The sequence below is a fragment of the Zoogloea sp. genome, assembly GCF_041914405.1.
Classification (GTDB): Bacteria; Pseudomonadota; Gammaproteobacteria; order Burkholderiales; family Rhodocyclaceae; genus Zoogloea.
Genome location: NZ_JAYSDK010000008.1, coordinates 98,336 through 114,749 on the forward strand (window position 1 = coordinate 98,336; position 16,414 = coordinate 114,749).

At 61.4% G+C, this 16,414-nt stretch carries 15 protein-coding genes; 5 read left to right on the forward strand and 10 right to left on the reverse strand.

From position 1 onward, the window contains the following. Positions 1-15: 15 nt before the first annotated feature. Positions 16-636, reverse strand: coding sequence for an RlmE family RNA methyltransferase (locus tag ACE3RX_RS06980; protein ID WP_374481723.1), 621 nt, complete (start codon positions 634-636; stop codon positions 16-18). 38 nt (positions 637-674) lie between these two features. Here ACE3RX_RS06980 and ACE3RX_RS06985 point away from each other — a divergent pair, with 38 nt between their 5' ends. Then, positions 675-1,130, forward strand: coding sequence for a YhbY family RNA-binding protein (locus ACE3RX_RS06985; RefSeq protein WP_374481725.1), 456 nt, complete (start codon positions 675-677; stop codon positions 1,128-1,130). A 13-nt stretch (positions 1,131-1,143) separates the two neighbouring features. Here ACE3RX_RS06985 and ACE3RX_RS06990 read toward each other — a convergent pair whose 3' ends face one another. The 7 genes from ACE3RX_RS06990 to ACE3RX_RS07020 all read right to left on the reverse strand — a co-directional run bounded on the left by ACE3RX_RS06990 (position 1,144) and on the right by ACE3RX_RS07020 (position 10,570). Continuing rightward, positions 1,144-1,605 (reverse strand): DUF4149 domain-containing protein, encoded by a 462-nt coding sequence (locus ACE3RX_RS06990; RefSeq protein ID WP_374481727.1) that lies wholly within the window; start codon positions 1,603-1,605, stop codon positions 1,144-1,146. A gap of 9 nt (positions 1,606-1,614) precedes the next feature. Beyond that, complete coding sequence (gene greA, locus ACE3RX_RS06995; RefSeq protein WP_374481729.1) at positions 1,615-2,091, reverse strand: transcription elongation factor GreA; 477 nt, start codon at positions 2,089-2,091, stop codon at positions 1,615-1,617. Further along, a complete protein-coding gene (gene carB / locus ACE3RX_RS07000; RefSeq protein WP_374481731.1) occupies positions 2,088-5,312 on the reverse strand; it encodes a carbamoyl-phosphate synthase large subunit in 3,225 nt (1,074 codons plus the stop codon). The genes greA and carB overlap by 4 nt, the downstream gene beginning before the upstream one ends. Positions 5,313-5,383: 71 nt before the next feature. Continuing rightward, positions 5,384-6,526 carry a glutamine-hydrolyzing carbamoyl-phosphate synthase small subunit gene (gene carA / locus ACE3RX_RS07005; protein WP_374481733.1) on the reverse strand — a complete coding sequence of 381 codons (1,143 nt, stop codon included), beginning with the start codon at positions 6,524-6,526 and terminating at the stop codon, positions 5,384-5,386. A gap of 158 nt (positions 6,527-6,684) precedes the next feature. Beyond that, a complete protein-coding gene (locus ACE3RX_RS07010) occupies positions 6,685-9,267 on the reverse strand; it encodes a response regulator (RefSeq protein ID WP_374481735.1) in 2,583 nt (860 codons plus the stop codon). A 104-nt stretch (positions 9,268-9,371) separates the two neighbouring features. Further along, positions 9,372-10,178 (reverse strand): 4-hydroxy-tetrahydrodipicolinate reductase, encoded by an 807-nt coding sequence (dapB, locus tag ACE3RX_RS07015; RefSeq protein WP_374481737.1) that lies wholly within the window; start codon positions 10,176-10,178, stop codon positions 9,372-9,374. A 44-nt stretch (positions 10,179-10,222) separates the two neighbouring features. Continuing rightward, a complete protein-coding gene (locus ACE3RX_RS07020; RefSeq protein ID WP_374481739.1) occupies positions 10,223-10,570 on the reverse strand; it encodes an outer membrane protein assembly factor BamE in 348 nt (115 codons plus the stop codon). A 122-nt stretch (positions 10,571-10,692) separates the two neighbouring features. Here ACE3RX_RS07020 and fur point away from each other — a divergent pair, with 122 nt between their 5' ends. Beyond that, positions 10,693-11,145, forward strand: a complete 453-nt coding sequence (gene fur, locus ACE3RX_RS07025) for a ferric iron uptake transcriptional regulator (protein WP_374481741.1) — start codon at positions 10,693-10,695, stop codon at positions 11,143-11,145. Between the two features lie 12 nt (positions 11,146-11,157). Here the strand turns inward: fur and recN are convergent, their stop codons facing one another. Together recN and ACE3RX_RS07035 are read right to left on the reverse strand one after the other, a co-directional pair. Then, positions 11,158-12,825: a DNA repair protein RecN gene (gene recN / locus ACE3RX_RS07030; protein ID WP_374481743.1), complete on the reverse strand. Its 1,668-nt coding sequence runs from the start codon at positions 12,823-12,825 to the stop codon at positions 11,158-11,160. Between the two features lie 24 nt (positions 12,826-12,849). Beyond that, positions 12,850-13,734, reverse strand: a complete 885-nt coding sequence (locus ACE3RX_RS07035) for an NAD kinase (RefSeq protein WP_374481745.1) — start codon at positions 13,732-13,734, stop codon at positions 12,850-12,852. A gap of 131 nt (positions 13,735-13,865) precedes the next feature. On the opposite strand from ACE3RX_RS07035, the gene hrcA reads away from it, so the two are divergent. From hrcA to ACE3RX_RS07050, 3 genes are read left to right on the forward strand one after another with little or no spacing between them, the layout of a single operon-like run. Next, positions 13,866-14,894 (forward strand): heat-inducible transcriptional repressor HrcA, encoded by a 1,029-nt coding sequence (gene hrcA / locus ACE3RX_RS07040; RefSeq protein WP_374481747.1) that lies wholly within the window; start codon positions 13,866-13,868, stop codon positions 14,892-14,894. 11 nt (positions 14,895-14,905) lie between these two features. Then, complete coding sequence (gene hemH, locus ACE3RX_RS07045; RefSeq protein ID WP_374481749.1) at positions 14,906-16,006, forward strand: ferrochelatase; 1,101 nt, start codon at positions 14,906-14,908, stop codon at positions 16,004-16,006. A gap of 46 nt (positions 16,007-16,052) precedes the next feature. Beyond that, the gene (locus ACE3RX_RS07050; RefSeq protein WP_374481751.1) at positions 16,053-16,397 is read left to right on the forward strand and encodes a phage holin family protein; all 345 of its coding nucleotides are present in this window, start codon (positions 16,053-16,055) and stop codon (positions 16,395-16,397) included. Positions 16,398-16,414: the final 17 nt, after the last annotated feature.

Sequence of the window (16,414 nt, forward strand, 5' to 3'; positions counted from 1 at the left end):
AATGGCCAGCTCGCCCTAAGCCCGCAAGCTACTGCCCAGCAAATACACTTCAGAGCTGCGCCCTCGCGACGCTTGCGGCTTGCGAACGACGACCGACTTGAAGGTTCGCTCGACCTCCCGGCGGAACTCGTCGAACCCCTGCCCTTGGAACACCTTCACCAAAAACTTGCCCCCCGCACTCAGGTGCTGCCGGGCGAACTCCAGTGCAAGCTCGGCGAGATGGATGGAGCGCGCCTGGTCGCTGGTAGGGATGCCAGAAATGTTCGGAGCGATGTCCGACATCACTAGGTCCACACCCCGGCCTTCCAGCTGGGCCTCGAAACGGACCACGAACTCCTCGTCGTGGAAATCACCCTGCATGAAGACGACCCCGTTGATGGGTTCGATCGGCAGCAGATCAAGGGCGAAGACCCGTCCCCGCTCTCCAACCTTTCCGATGGCAACCTGACTCCACGAGCCTGGCGCCGCCCCCAAGTCGACGACCACCATGCCCGGACGGATCAACTTGTCTTTTTCGTCGATTTCCATGAGCTTGTAGGCCGCCCGGGCACGCCACCCCTCAGACTTGGCGCGTTGCACGAATGGATCATTCACATGCTCCATCATCCACGATTTACTGGTCTTGCTACGTTTCATCGCGGTACAATTACGCCCTTTTTTCAATGAGTTGCAAAATGATTGAACTTTCGCCAGCGCAGCGTCGCGCATTTCGCGCGCAAGCGCACCACCTTAATCCCGTGGTCAGTATTGCCGGTAACGGGCTGACACCCGCGGTGCTCAAGGAAATCGATCACGCCCTGCAGGCTCACGAGTTGATCAAGATCCGCGTCTATGGTGATGATCGCGCTCTTCGCGAGTCCATTCTCACGACTGTTTGCGCTGAATTAGGCGCTGCAGCCGTCCAACATATCGGCAAGACCCTGATCGTCTGGCGGGAGAAGCGCGAACAGGAAGCCTCCAAAGCACCGGGATTGGACAAGCCGAAGAAGTCGATCGCCAAGGCAAAGTCTGCTAAGGCTCTGTCGTCCCATCGCGGCCTGGCATCCCTGAAGAAAAAAGCCGGCCCGAAGAAGGATTACTGGTTCTCGGCACCTGGCAAAGGGCCTCGGCGCCATTCTGACGACGCCTGAGCAGCCTCGACCATCAACGTAAACCCTTGCCCTGCCAAACCACCAACAACAAACCGAGCAGGCTTTCCACCAGATAGACGACACTGGAAACGCCATGCCAAGCCATGAAACGGCTACGCAGGGCGCTTTCCATCACCTCACGCGGAAAAGAATCGGCCTTGAGTTGCGCAAGTATCGGCTGGATGCCAAAGTAGCCCGCCAGGGTCAGCAACAACATCAGAAAAACCAGCCAAAACACGCCATTCTTGAAGGCTGCACCATTCTTGCGCAGGGCCACGAACACCAACAGGTAGCAGGCTGAAGCGATTCCGAGCCAGGCCACGTAGGTGAACATTTCCCCCGCCAAGCGTCCAGCCAGCATCCTGTCGTCGAGCAAACGGAACAGCGTAGGGGCGGCAAGATAGCCGATCGCCCACAGCGCCCCGACCCACAGAGTGATCAGGGTGCTGTAGACGTATTCCGCCAGTCGGGACATGAGGACTGATTACTCGTAACGAACGTCGATCAGCTCGAGCTCACGCACACCGCCCGGAGCCTGCACTTCAGCTACATCGCCGGCGAACTTGCCGATCAGCGCCCGTGCAATCGGAGAGCTGATCGCGATCTTGCCAGCCTTGATGTCCGCCTCATCGTCACCGACGATCTGGTAAGTCACCGTTTCACCGGTATCCAGATCCTCGAGTTCGACTGTGGCACCAAAGACACAACGACCATCCGCATCCAGCAACTTCGGGTCGATGATCTGGGCATTGGAGAGCTTGCCTTCCACCTCGCGAATGCGTCCCTCGATGAACCCCTGCCGCTCCTTGGCCGCGTCGTACTCGGCATTTTCGGAAAGGTCTCCATGGGAACGCGCCTCGGCGATCGCCGCAATGACATCCGGACGATCAACAGTCTTTAGGCGGTGTAGCTCCTGGCGCAACTGCTCTGCACCAGCAACGGTCAGCGGTACCTTGTTCATGCCTTCACCAGCTCGCCATTAAGGCCTTGCAGGGAATAGACCTCAAGCCCCGCCAGATGACGCATACCCATGCAGGCCGCCCGCGCACCTTCGATGGTCGTGTAAACCGTAACCTTCGCGGCCAGCGCACTGGTCCGAATAGAGCGAGAGTCGGTAACGGCCTGACGCTTCTCCTCAACCGTGTTGATGACGAGGCTGATCTCGTTGTTCTTGATCATGTCCACAATGTGCGGACGACCTTCGTTCACTTTATTGACCGCGGAAACGGCCAGGCCAGCAGCGGAAATCGCGGCGGCGGTGCCACGGGTCGCAACAACCGAAAAGCCCAGATCGATCAGCTCCCGCGCCACCTCGACCGCCTTCGGACGGTCGGTGTGCTTGACACTGATGAAGGCCCTACCGGAAGTCGGCAAACGCACACCCGCACCGAGCTGGCTCTTCACGAAGGCCTCGGCAAACGTGCGGCCGACGCCCATGACCTCACCGGTAGACTTCATCTCGGGTCCGAGGATGGTATCCACACCCGGGAACTTGACAAAGGGGAACACGGCCTCCTTCACGGCGTAATACGGCGGCACGACCTCGCCGGCAACGCCTTGGTCATCGAGACTGCGGCCAGCCATGCAACGGGCGGCGATCTTGGCCAACGGCAGGCCGCAAGCCTTGGAAACGAACGGAACAGTCCGGGATGCACGGGGGTTCACCTCGAGCACGTAGACCACCGCGTCATCACCCTCGCCCTGGATCGCGAACTGGACGTTCATCAGGCCGCATACGTTCAGCGCACGGGCCATTGCTTCGGTCTGGCGACGCAGTTCGTCCTGCAGCTTCTGTGACAGCGTGTAGGGGGGCAGCGAACAAGCCGAGTCACCGGAGTGAACACCCGCCTGCTCAATGTGCTCCATGATGCCGCCGATCATGACACGCTTGCCGTCGGACAAGGCATCCACGTCCACTTCGGTCGCATCGTTCAGGAAGCGGTCGAGCAACACCGGGGAATCGTTGGAGACCTTGACGGCCTCGCGCATGTAGCGCTCAAGGTCCTTCTGCTCATGGACGATTTCCATCGCCCGACCACCCAGCACGTAGGACGGGCGCACCACCAGCGGGTAGCCGATCTCGGCCGCCAGGCGGACAGCGTCTTCCGGCGTACGGGCGGTGCGGTTAGGCGGCTGCTTCAGACCCAGTTCGAACAGCAGCTTCTGGAAGCGCTCACGGTCTTCGGCCGCGTCGATCATGTCCGGGCTGGTACCGATAATGGGCACCCCGTTGGCTTCAAGCTCGCGAGCACGCTTCAGCGGGGTCTGACCGCCGAACTGAACAATGACGCCAACAGGCTTCTCGACAGCGACGATCTCGAGGATGTCTTCAAGCGTCAGCGGCTCGAAGTACAGGCGATCCGAGGTGTCGTAGTCGGTGGACACGGTTTCCGGGTTGCAGTTGACCATGATGGTCTCGTACCCGTCTTCGCGCAGCGCCAGCGCCGCGTGCACGCAGCAGTAGTCGAACTCGATGCCCTGGCCGATGCGGTTGGGCCCGCCGCCGAGCACCATGATCTTCTTCTTGTCGGTGGGCGCGGCCTCGCACTCGTCCTCGTAGGTCGAGTACATGTAGGCGGTGTTGGTGGCGAACTCGGCGGCGCAGGTGTCCACGCGCTTGTACACGGGTCGGATGCCCAAGCTGTGGCGGCGGGCGCGCACATCGCCTTCGGTGCTCTTGAGCAGCTTGGCCAGGCGGCGGTCCGAGAAGCCTTTCTTCTTGAGCGTGCGCAGTTCGTCGGCGCTCAGGTCGTTCAGGCGGTGGCGCTCCAGTTCGAGTTCGATCTTCACGATCTCTTCGATCTGGATCAGGAACCAGCGGTCGATCTTGGTCAGCGCGAAGACATCTTCCACGCTCATGCCCTGGGCGAAAGCATCGCCCACGTACCAGATGCGCTCGGGGCCGGGCGTGCCCAGCTCTTTTTCGAGCACTTCGCGGTCCTGGGTCTTCTCGTTCATGCCGTCCACGCCCACTTCCAGGCCACGCAGGGCTTTCTGGAAGGATTCCTGGAAGGTGCGGCCCATGGCCATCACCTCGCCCACCGACTTCATCTGCGTGGTCAGGCGCGAATCGGCCATCGGGAACTTCTCGAAGGCGAAGCGCGGGATCTTGGTGACGACGTAGTCGATCGAGGGCTCGAACGATGCCGGCGTCGCACCGCCGGTGATGTCGTTCTTGAGCTCATCCAACGTGTAACCCACCGCCAGCTTGGCCGCCACCTTGGCGATCGGGAAGCCGGTCGCCTTGGAGGCCAGCGCGGAAGAACGCGACACGCGCGGATTCATCTCGATGACGATCATGCGACCGTCCTTCGGGTTGATCGCGAACTGCACGTTGGAGCCACCGGTATCTACGCCAATCTCGCGCAGCACCGCGATGGAGGCGTTGCGCAGGATCTGGTATTCCTTGTCGGTCAGCGTCTGGGACGGGGCCACGGTGATGGAGTCACCGGTGTGCACGCCCATTGGGTCCAGGTTCTCGATGGAGCAGACGATGATGCAATTGTCCGCGGTGTCACGGACCACTTCCATCTCGTATTCCTTCCAACCAATCAGCGACTCTTCAATAAGCAGCTCATTGGTCGGCGATGCCTCCAGGCCACGCTTGCAGATTTCCGCAAACTCTTCCGGGTTGTAGGCGATGCCACCACCGGTGCCGCCCAGGGTGAAGGACGGGCGGATGATGACCGGAAAGCCGATATCTGCCTGCACCTGCAGGGCCTCTTCCATGCTGTGAGCAACGCCGGACCGCGCAGAACCAAGACCAATCTTGGTCATGGCATCCTTGAACTTCATGCGGTCCTCGGCCTTGTCGATGGCCTCTTCCTTGGCGCCGATCAGCTCAACGCCGTACTTCTCGAGCACACCGTTGCGGGCGAGATCGAGAGCGCAGTTGAGCGCAGTCTGCCCCCCCATCGTGGGCAGCACGGCATCCGGGCGCTCCTTGTCGATGATGCGCTCAACGACCTGCCAGGTGATCGGCTCGATGTAGGTGACGTCGGCCGTTTCCGGATCCGTCATGATGGTGGCCGGATTGGAGTTAACCAACACGACCTTGTAACCCTCTTCGCGCAATGCCTTGCAGGCCTGCGCGCCGGAGTAGTCGAATTCACAGGCCTGGCCGATGATGATCGGGCCGGCGCCGATGATGAGAATGGTCTTGATGTCTGTACGTTTGGGCATGGTTCTTCAGAGACTGGAAAGCGGTTGATCGAGAACTGGTGCGTCGCGGCGCACCACCGTGACGATCGGCTTCAGCTCCTCGCCTCCATCAGCGCAATGAATCGGTCAAACAGGTAAGCCACGTCGTGCGGACCGGGACTGGCTTCCGGGTGCCCCTGGAAGGAGAAGGCGGGCACATCGGTGCGCGCCAGACCTTGCAGGCTGCCATCGAACAGCGACACGTGGGTCACTCGCACGTTGGCGGGCAGGGTCGCGGCGTCGGCGGCAAAACCGTGGTTCTGGCTGGTAATCAGCACCTGACCGGAATCGAGATCCTTGACCGGATGGTTCGCACCGTGGTGGCCGAACTTCATCTTCATGGTCTTGGCGCCAGATGCCAGTGCGAGCAGCTGGTGACCCAGGCAGATGCCGAAGGTCGGAATACCCTTCGCAAGCACCTGCTGGATCGCCTCGATGGCGTAGTCACAGGGCTCCGGATCGCCAGGCCCGTTGGACAGGAAGACGCCGTCGGGATTGAGCGCAAGCACTTCCGCAGCGGAGGTCTGGGCCGGCACAACCGTCAGACGACAGCCACGCTCCACCAACATGCGCAGGATATTGCGCTTGACACCATAGTCGTAGGCGACAACATGGAAGCGCGGATTTTCCTGGGCCGCATAACCGGTGCCCAGTCGCCATTCGCCATCCGTCCAGGGGTAAGATTCGGTCGCGGACACGACCTTGGCCAGATCCATGCCTGCAAGCCCCGGGAAGGACCGGGCCTGCGCCAGCGCGGACTCCACGTTCAGTTCGGCAGCCGTCGCCGCTGTGACGATACAGCCGCTCTGTGCGCCCTTCTCACGCAGGATGCGCGTGAGTTTGCGGGTATCGATGCCGGCGATCGCGACGATGTTCTCGGCCTTGAGATAGGCATCAAGCGACTGCTCACTACGCCAGTTAGACGCCACCAAGGGCAGATCACGAATCACCAAGCCAGACGCAAAGACCTTGGAGGCCTCGCAGTCTTCCTTATTGATGCCGGTGTTGCCGATATGGGGATAGGTGAGCGTGACGATCTGGCGACAGTAGCTCGGGTCGGTGAGGATTTCCTGATAGCCGGACATGGAGGTGTTGAACACCACCTCACCGACGGTTGCACCAATAGCCCCGATGCCTTTGCCGTAGAACACCGTCCCGTCGGCAAGAACAAGAATGGCGGGCGGGAAAGCTGACACGGCGAACTCCTCGAAATCTTGTGATTGAACGACTTGCATGCGTAGCCGGGCTACACATGAAAAACGGGATCGCCCTGAAGGCCATCCCGTAAGAAACTTTCTAATTATAGCCTGAGGCCGGCGCGTCCGGCAAACCCGGCTGTAGGAATACTGACAAACTATGCTGCCTTTCGCGCCTTGCGCAACACGCCCGCAAGCGTACCAAGCGCATTCAACAACTCGGGCAACGCCCGGTGCACAGAGGGGCCGTCCTGACTCTTGCCGGCCAGCTCCAGACGCTGAGCCACCGCCACGACAGCCTCCGCATGAAACACCCCCGCAGCCCCCTTGATCGAGTGCGCCAGGTTACGAATGCTTGCAAAATCATCGTTACGCTGCGCCTGCTCGAGCGCCTTGCGGTTGCGCTCCAGATCGTTGAAGAACAATGCGATCAACTGCTGCAGTGCAGACTCGTCACCATCGAGTAGCTCCAGGGTTGCGGCAAGATTGGCAACCTCGCCATCCGCGCCAAGATCGATGCAGGAGCCACTCCCCTCCTCACCCTGAGCCCCACCCTCGCCGCCACCCATGACGCGCTCGATCGTCGCAAACAGCTCAGCGGGCTTGATGGGCTTCGCAATATAGTCGTCCATGCCCGCCATAAGGCAACGGTCACGATCCCCTTGCATCGCATGCGCCGTCATTGCAACGATCGGAGTGAATCGCCACTGGCCGCCAGCAGCCCAGCTGCGCCGAGCCTCCCGCGCCCGAATAGCCTGAGTCGCCTCGAAACCGCCCATCACTGGCATCTGGACATCCATCAGAATCAGATCGAAATGCCCCCTGTCGAAACACTCGACAGCCTCCATGCCATTCGACGCCAGCGTGACCGAGTAGCCAGCCTTCTCCAGCATTTTGACGGCCACGGCCTGATTCACCGGATTGTCTTCCACCAGCAGGATGTCGTACGCCCGGCCTGATTGAGTCGCAGACAGAGGAGCCGCCGGCTTGAAGGCCAGGAAAGGTGTATCCGCAAGCACCCCGCCCTGCAGCGACAAACGCAGCGCGTCCACCAAATCAAACTCCGAGAATGGCTTGATCAGGCGAGCCCCAAGCTTGAAGTGCTCGCACTTCACCGAGTCACCACGCTGCGCATTGGCGTCCAGCATCATGATCAGCCGGTCCAGACGAGGCCAGCCCTTGATCAGCCTTTCGGCCAGGGCGTAGCCCCCAGGCGCCGGCATCGCCGCATCCATCAACAGCCAGTCGTATGGCACACCGGCATCTTGGGCGGCCTGCAACTGAGCAAGCAATTCGTCACCGCCAGCCGCCTCGCTGACCTCCAGCCCCAGAGAGTGCAACTGCGCACCAACGCAATGGCGCAGTGCTTCATTGCCTGCCGCCAGCAAGACACGGCGGCCACCAAACGACGGACGCTCCACAACCTCGTGCGAAGCCACATCGACATGCACCGAAAAACTGAAGGTACTACCCCTGCCGATCTCGCTCGACACTGAAATCGCCCCCCCCATCAACTCGACGATGCGCTTGCAGATCGCCAGCCCCAGGCCCGTTCCGCCATATTTGCGAGTTGTGGATTCGTCAGCCTGGGAAAAGGCCCCGAAAATAGTGGCGTACTTATCTTCGGCAATCCCGATGCCGGAGTCCCGCACATCAACATCGAGAATCGCATCACCCCCATCAAGCAGCCGGGCGCGCACCACAACCTCGACCTCACCCCGATCCGTAAATTTGATCGCATTACCGACGAGATTGGTCAGCACCTGGCGCAGACGGGTAGGGTCGCCAATCAAGGCTGCTGGCACCTCCGGACTCACGTAGTAGAAGCACTCGATGCCCTTCTGATACGCCCGCAGGGCGAGGGACTTCATGGTGTCGCTCAGCAGACCACGAAGCGAAAACTCGACTTGCTCGAGATTCAGCCGTCCCGCCTCGATCTTAGAAAAATCGAGCACATCATTGATGATGCGCAACAGAGAATCCGCCGAACTTTTGACGGTATTCAGGTATTCCCGCTGCTCCTCATCAAGCCGAGTATCGAGCGCCAGTTCCGTCATGCCGATGATGCCGTTCATCGGGGTGCGGATTTCATGGCTCATGTTGGCCAGAAAATCGCTCTTGGCCCGATTGGCAGCCTCAGCCTGCTCCTTGGCATGCAAAAGCTCTAGCTCGGCACTCTTGGCGCGGGTGATATCCCGGTAGATACCCATCATGCGGGTCCAGCGTCCATTGCGGCCACGCGCACTGGCCCGCCCTTTGACGAGAATCCAGCGCCACTTGGACGCTTTGTCGAGAACGCGGAACTGCGCCTCGAAGCAATCGAGATCCCCGCGCAAATGAGCCACCACCTGATGGTGTAACAATTCGCGATCATCCGCATGCAGGAGCGGCATCCACGAGGCAAACTCACCGGACAATTCGGCCGCGTCATAACCGAGCATGGCCTGCCAATGCGTATCCATGACCACTGCAGCGCGGGCAAGATCCCAGTCCCACACCCCGGCCTCGGTATTCTGCAGCGCGAGACTCAAACGCTCGCGCAGGTCCCGCAACTCGCGCTCCAACCCATCCCGCGACTGCAACAGCTGCGTCAACAGCCCAAGAATCACCTCCGGCGGCGCCCCCTGAACATCGCCGATCGCCTCGAACCTTCCCGCGGCAGCCCCAGCGGCCACAAAAGCCCTCAGCGCCAGCCCAAGCTCGGCATCAGAAAGACTCGGAGCGATCGCGGAAACGGTCAAGATAACGACCTCACGAGGACGAACAGAAGTGAGGGCGCCCACCCAAGCCTGGCTACCGAAAGGATCGGCAGGGCGCCCCGCGACCTGGGCCGCGTTGGACCAGCTTACCTCAGACCAAGCACGTCCTGCATGTCGAAAAGCCCAGCCTTTCGCCCGGCGATGAAGCGAGCCGCCCGAAGGCTTCCCAGCGCGTAAGGCATACGGCTACCCGACTTGTGGGTGATCTCTATACGCTCACCGATACCGGCGAAAAGCACCGTATGGTCACCCACGATATCGCCACCGCGCACCGTCGCGAAACCGATCGTCTGACCATCCCGTTCGCCGGTTACACCCTCGCGCCCATAAACGGCGCAGGACTCGAGATCGCGACCGAGTGCCGAAGCAACGACCTCCCCCATGCGCAAGGCGGTACCCGAGGGCGCATCAACCTTGAGTCGATGGTGCGCCTCGATGACCTCCACGTCATAACCTTCATTAAGAATGCGCGCGGCCACGTCCAACAGCTTGAAGACCGCATTCACGCCGACCGCCATGTTGGGGGCGAAGACCACTGGAATGCCCTGCGCCGCAGCGCCGATCGCGGCCTTCTCCTCCGCCGAGAAACCTGTCGTGCCGATCACCATGCCGCAACCAGCGGCCTTGGCCAACTGGAGGTGATGCAGCGTGCCCTCCGGCCGGGTGAAATCAATCAGGCAATCCGCCTGTGCCAGCCCGGCCGCCACGTCACTGGTAATGGCTACACCGCACGGAGAACCCACCAGATCACCGGCATCCTTGCCGATGAAGGTGCTTTCGGGACGCTCGAAGGCAGCGACCAGCACGGCATCGGCATCCTTGAGGGTTGCCTCGATGAGCATCCGCCCCATCCGACCAGAGGCACCAGCAATCGCGATACGAACTTGAGTCATGAAAAATCCGGAGAAACGTATTAACAGTTAGAGACCCGCCCCACTCAGGGCTGCGAAGGTGCCTCGCCCGCGCGGACATCCCCCTCCAGGCGCGTCAACTTGCCGTCTTCAAAAATCACGGTCAAACGGCGCTCCTGCAGCCCCCCCTTGCCCGGCTGAAAACGGTAGATGTAATCCCAACGATCCGCATGAAAGACGTCTGTAACCAGCGGCGTTCCCAGAACGAAACGCACCTGATCCCGCGTCATGCCCGACTTGAGCTGCGACACCATTTCCTGGGTAACGAAATTGCCCTGCCGGACGTCGATCCTGTAGGGTTTGAAGAAATTGCCGACAGCGGTGCAACCGGGCAGAACGGCAACCAGCAGGACAGAGAAGAACAGTTTGCGCATGACGTTTCGGGAAGGCGGAACGGACAGCGGCTGGACGGCCGCATTCTCAAGGTTGGTCTGAAACTATATCATACGGGGCTGGCCGGACTTTCGGCCGGCGCATCCAAGTTTTCGGGGCACCCATGTCCAGCAATTCGCAGAACCTCAAAAGTATCGGCCTTAAGGCCACCTTCCCGCGACTCAAGATCCTCGACCTGTTCCAGAAGGTTGAGAATCGACACTTGACAGCGGAAGACGTCTATCGACTGCTGATCGCCGAAGACATGGACATCGGGCTGGCCACCGTGTACCGCGTGCTCACCCAGTTCGAACAAGCAGGCCTCCTGGAACGCCATTACTTCGAGTCAGGCAAGGCGGTGTTCGAGCTCAACGAGGGGCACCACCATGACCACCTCGTGTGCCTGCAATGCGGCAAGGTCGAAGAGTTCTTCGATCCGGCCATCGAGGAAAGACAAAACCGGATCGCCGAGGAGCGTGGCTTCGTCGTTCGCGAGCACGCGCTCTATCTGTACGCGGACTGCAAGAAAGATCCCTGCCCCAACCGCCCAGGCAGCGGCCCCGTTTCCAGCACCTGAGCACCAATCGCCTCAACCGGCGCGCGGCAGGCCCAGCATCTCAGCCGCGTGATCGCGGGTGGTATCCGTGATATGGACGCCACCCAGCATGCGAGCGATTTCCTCGATACGCTCGCCAGGGCTCAAACACCTGACACGAGAGAGCGTCTCGCCGTCACGCGTATCCTTCGAGATGGTCCATTGCCAATCAGCCTGAGCAGCCACCTGAGGCAAATGGGTGACGCACATCACCTGGCGGTCGCTACCCAGTTGCTTGAGCAGACGCCCGACGATCTCCGCCACCCGCCCCCCGATGCCGACATCGACCTCATCGAAGATCAGCGTCGGCGTAGCCGCACTCCGGCTCGCAATGACCTGGATCGCAAGACCGATCCGCGACAATTCACCGCCTGACGCAACCTTGGCGAGGGGCCGTAGGGGCTGGCTGGCATTCGCCGTCACCAGGAACTCCACGGTCTCCAAGCCACTGGCACACCCCTCCTCCACCGGCCTCACGGCGATTTCGAAACGCGCGCCAGCCATCGCGAGCGACTGCATCGCATCGGTCACCGCCGCAGACAGCGCCTCTGCCACGCGTCGGCGCTCAGCGGACAAGACCCCGGCCGCGGCCATGAAACGCGCCTTGGCCACGGACTCCTCCCGCGCCAGCGCCTCCGGATCGGCCTGCCGCGTCAGACGCTCAAGGCGCAGCACGCTATCGGCCATTAGATCGGGTAGAGACTCGGGTGCCACCTTGTGCTTTCGGGCCATGCCGGTCACAGCCTGAATGCGCTGATCGATCTCCGCCAGGCGCTCGGGGTCCACATCGAGCCTGTCCCGATAGCGGCGCATGGCATGCAGCGCTTCATCAAGCTGAATGCTCGCTCCGCTGAGCAATTCCTGCACATCGGCAAGCTGCCCATCATGCTCAGCCATGTCAGCGACTCGCGCGAGCAGGCGATCGAGCTGCGACACAACCGCATATTCACTGTCCGCCAGTCCTTCCAGCACTTCGGCGCTACCGGCAATCAGGCCGGCAGCGTGAGCCAAGCGGGTCTGCTCCTGATTGAGGGTTGCCCACTCCTGCGGATCAAAGGCCAGCTCACGCAGCTCATTGACCTGCCAGGCCAGCAACTCGCGCTCCCTTTCCGTAGAGAGGGCCCCATGTTCGGCAGCCTCCCGCGCCCTCCGCAAGGCAGACCAAGCACGATACAACTCGGCGACCTCCTCCGCCTGAGCAGACAGGCCACCATGGGCATCCACCAACTCCAGCTGAGCATCCGCACGCAACAACGCATGATGAGCGTGCTGACCGTGAATATCCGCCAGCCACTCACCTGCGGCCCGCATCTGGGCCAGCACGACCGGAACACCATTGAGCCAGGTCTTGGAGCGCCCGCCACTGTCGATAACCCTGCGCATAAGCACCGAACCGTCACCGGAGTCCAGCTCCTGCTCGATCAGCCAGTCTCGCAATGCCCCGCCTTCGGGCAGCTCGAATTCCGCGAGTATCTCCGCCTTGGCCTGCCCCGTCCGGACCACCCCGCTCTCGGCCTTGCCACCCAACACAAGGCCCAGGGCATCCAGCAGGATCGATTTGCCCGCCCCGGTCTCCCCGGTCAACGCACCGAAACCGGCCTCGAAGTCGAGCTCGAGTTGATCGACAATTACAAAGTCGCGAATGGAAAGATGACGCAGCATGAAAACAGAAGGAAATTGAGCGGATCAGCCGTGGCGGGGTGTGGAGCTCCAGTGCAGCTTTTCACGCAGCATCGCAAAATAGCTGTAACCCACCGGATGCAACAGGCGAACCCGATGGGGAGAGCGAGTAATCTGCAGCGTGTCGCCCGCGCGCGTGTCGTAGCGCGTCTGCCCGTCAAAATGGACGCGGGAATCGTGCGGCGGCAACAGCACAATCTCGATACGGCAGCGGTCCGGCAACGTGATCGGACGTGCGGTCAACGCGTGCGGACACATGGGCACCAGCGCGATGCCATCCACGCTCGGATGAAGTATGGGGCCATTGGCCGACAGGGCGTAGGCAGTCGAGCCGGTCGGCGTCGAAATGATCATGCCGTCGGAACGCTGGGTGTAGACGAACTCTCCGTCGATGCGCAGATCGAACTCGATCATGCGACCAAGATCACCCTTGTTCACAACCACATCATTGAGCGCCAGCGTATGAAACACACGCTTTCCGTTACGGAGCACCTCGGCGTCGAGCAATACCCGGCTTTCCTCCGAGTACCGCCCCTCGAGCACCTCGCTGATCTTTTCCAGCGCCACCTCGCGGGATATGTCGGTCAGGAAACCGAGTCGCCCCTGATTGACCCCGACCAGCGGCACCTCATACTCGGCCAGCCGGCATGCACTATTGAGAAGTGTGCCATCGCCCCCAAGTACGATCGCAAGGTCGGCCTGGACACCGATTTCTTCGTAGCTAGCGACGGAAAAACCCGCCGTCAGCCCCGTGGAGCTCGCCGTGCCCTGCTCGATCAGCACCTGGAGCCCCAGGCCTCGCAAATGATTGGCCAGCCGAAGCACCGCTTCAGCCACCTCGGGGGTCTGATACTTGCCGATCAGCGCAATCGTCTTGAACTCACAGGTCATGGACCGATTAAACCACATTATTCGCGAACGTCGCAGGCGGCCAAGACAAAACAGAACCAACCGGCACCATTCATGCTTCTCATGAGCGCGTCCCTTCCTTAGAATCCCTGCGTCTCTCCGAGTCTTCCACCATGACCAGCCTCGATCAACGTTCGCAAATCCTCCTCAAGACCCTGGTGGAGCACTACATCGCCGACGGCCAGCCGGTCGGCTCGCGTGCTCTGTCGCGGCATTCCGGCCTCAAGCTGTCCCCTGCGACGGTGCGCAACGTGATGTCGGACCTGGAAGAGCTCGGCTTCATCACCAGCCCGCACACCTCCGCCGGCCGGGTGCCCACGGCAAGGGGCTATCGTTTCTTCGTGGACAGCCTGCTCACCGTGCAGCCCATCGATTTGGGCCAGATGCAGGAGATCAAGGGCCAGATCCAGCCCGGCGAACCGCAGCGGGTCATCAACGCAGCGTCCCAACTGCTGTCCGGCCTCACTCACTTTGCCGGCGTCGTGATCTCTCCGAAGCAGGACGCCATCAAGATCCGCCAGATCGAATTCGTCAGCCTGTCGGAAACCCGGGTTTTGCTGATCCTCGTCACCACCGGTGGCGACGTCCAGAACCGTATCCTGTTCACCAAGCGCCAATACAGTGCGGCCGAGCTGGTCACTGCCGCCAACTACCTGAACCAGCACTTCGCCGGCCTGGCATTCCCGGAAATCCGCACCCGGATCCAGGACGAACTCAAGCAGCTGCGCTCCGACATGACCGACCTGATGAGCGCTGCCGTCGAGGCCGGCAGTGAAGCGCTGGAGGAAACCCAAAGCACCTACGTGATCTCCGGCGAAACCAACCTGCTCGACGCCGAAGACCTGTCCTCAAACATGGCCCGCCTGCGCGAACTCTTCAAGCTGTTCGAGCAAAAAACCGGCCTAATGCAACTCCTCGACATCTCCAACCGGGCCCAGGGCGTGCAGATCTTCATCGGCGGAGAGAGCGGACTGAGCCCCCTCGACGACTGCAGCGTCATCACCGCACCCTATGAAGTGGACGGCCAGCTTGTTGGCTCCGTCGGCGTCATCGGCCCCACCCGCATGGCCTACGAACGAGTGATCCCCATCGTGGACGTCACTGCCCGCCTGCTAACCAGCGCCCTTTCGGGCCACAACTGACGAAAGACGCTATGTCCCGCTACTGGCAGGAGCCAGCCTACACCCACGGCCAGGCGCCCCGCACCGGCATCCTTCTGGTCAATCTCGGCACCCCCGCTGCGGCCACACCGGAAGCACTTCGCCCCTATCTGAAGCAGTTCCTGTCAGACCCGCGGGTCGTCGAGATTCCGCGCCTCATCTGGTGGCCGATCCTCAATGGCATCATCCTCCGGACCCGCCCCGCCAAGTCTGCCGCCAAGTACGCCAGCGTGTGGACCGACGACGGCTCGCCGCTCAAGGTGCACACCGAAAAGCAGGCGAAGCTGCTGGCCGGCTTCCTGACCCATGCCGGCCAGCCCGACCTGCGCGTGAACTGGGCCATGCGCTATGGCCAGCCGTCCATCCGCCAGCAACTGGATGCGATGCGGAGCGCCGGCTGCACCCGCATTTTGGTCGTTCCGCTCTACCCGCAGTTTGCCGCCAGCACGACCGCAACCGTCATCGACGAGGTGGCCGACTGCCTGCGCCACTGGCGCAACCTCCCCGAAATCCGCTACGTGCGCAGCTTTGGCGACGACCCAGACTATATTTCCGCGTTGGCGCAATCGGTGCGGGATCACTGGAAGAAGGAAGGCCAGGCCGACAAGCTGGTTCTCAGCTTCCACGGCATCCCGCGTCGCTCACTAGACCTAGGCGACCCCTACCACTGCGAGTGCCACAAAACAGCTCGCCTGCTGCGGGAAGCACTACAACTTCCCGAGGAGCGCGTGTTCGTCAGCTTCCAATCCCGCTTCGGCAAGGCAGAATGGCTCACACCCTACACCCAGCCGACGCTTGAGCAGCTGGCACGCGACAACCGTGCCTCATCGGTAGACGTCATGTGCCCGGGCTTCGTCTCCGACTGCCTGGAGACGCTGGAAGAAATCAACATGGAGTGTCGCGAAGCCTTCCTCCATGCCGGAGGCCAGCGCTTCAGCTATATCCCGTGCCTCAATGAACGGCAGGACTGGATCGAAGCGCTAACCCGCCTGAGTCTCCGCCACCTGGGCAACTGGCTCGACGATGGTCATCCAACCAACGATGAATTGGCCCGCCAGGCTGCACGGGCCCGCGCCGCAGGGGCGCTCGCGTGATAGGCAAGAGCGCAGCGCCTGCGACCAGCCCGCCGGCGGAGGTGACATGAAACTGCTGGTCCGCTGGGCGCTCAATGCCATTGCCCTGATGCTGGTACCGGAAATCGTTACCAGCATCCGCGTAGACAGCTATACCGCCGCCCTGCTGAGCGCGCTCTTGCTGGGCTTCGTGAACGCGATTATCCGTCCCGTGCTGCTAATCATCACGCTGCCGATCACCGTGCTGACCCTTGGCCTGTTCATGCTGGTCATCAACGCCCTGATGTTCTGGTCCGTATCCGGCTTGGTACGGGGATTCGCGGTGCCTGACTTCGCGACAGCCTTTTGGGGTGCCCTGCTCTACAGCCTGCTGACCTGGCTGGTCAACCTTGCTCTCGGCGACAAAGACTAGTGAGCACCACCATCAGA

Excerpts from the sequence above, each read along its gene's own strand:
- ACE3RX_RS06980 (WP_374481723.1), bottom strand. The coding sequence starts at position 636 with ATGAAACGTAGCAAGACCAGTAAATCGTGGATGATGGAGCATGTGAAT.
- ACE3RX_RS06985 (WP_374481725.1), top strand. The coding sequence starts at position 675 with ATGATTGAACTTTCGCCAGCGCAGCGTCGCGCATTTCGCGCGCAAGCG.
- ACE3RX_RS06990 (WP_374481727.1), bottom strand. The coding sequence starts at position 1,605 with ATGTCCCGACTGGCGGAATACGTCTACAGCACCCTGATCACTCTGTGG.
- greA (WP_374481729.1), bottom strand. The coding sequence starts at position 2,091 with ATGAACAAGGTACCGCTGACCGTTGCTGGTGCAGAGCAGTTGCGCCAG.
- carB (WP_374481731.1), bottom strand. The coding sequence starts at position 5,312 with ATGCCCAAACGTACAGACATCAAGACCATTCTCATCATCGGCGCCGGC.
- dapB (WP_374481737.1), bottom strand. The coding sequence starts at position 10,178 with ATGACTCAAGTTCGTATCGCGATTGCTGGTGCCTCTGGTCGGATGGGG.
- ACE3RX_RS07020 (WP_374481739.1), bottom strand. The coding sequence starts at position 10,570 with ATGCGCAAACTGTTCTTCTCTGTCCTGCTGGTTGCCGTTCTGCCCGGT.
- fur (WP_374481741.1), top strand. The coding sequence starts at position 10,693 with ATGTCCAGCAATTCGCAGAACCTCAAAAGTATCGGCCTTAAGGCCACC.
- recN (WP_374481743.1), bottom strand. The coding sequence starts at position 12,825 with ATGCTGCGTCATCTTTCCATTCGCGACTTTGTAATTGTCGATCAACTC.
- ACE3RX_RS07035 (WP_374481745.1), bottom strand. The coding sequence starts at position 13,734 with ATGACCTGTGAGTTCAAGACGATTGCGCTGATCGGCAAGTATCAGACC.
- hrcA (WP_374481747.1), top strand. The coding sequence starts at position 13,866 with ATGACCAGCCTCGATCAACGTTCGCAAATCCTCCTCAAGACCCTGGTG.
- hemH (WP_374481749.1), top strand. The coding sequence starts at position 14,906 with ATGTCCCGCTACTGGCAGGAGCCAGCCTACACCCACGGCCAGGCGCCC.
- ACE3RX_RS07050 (WP_374481751.1), top strand. The coding sequence starts at position 16,053 with ATGAAACTGCTGGTCCGCTGGGCGCTCAATGCCATTGCCCTGATGCTG.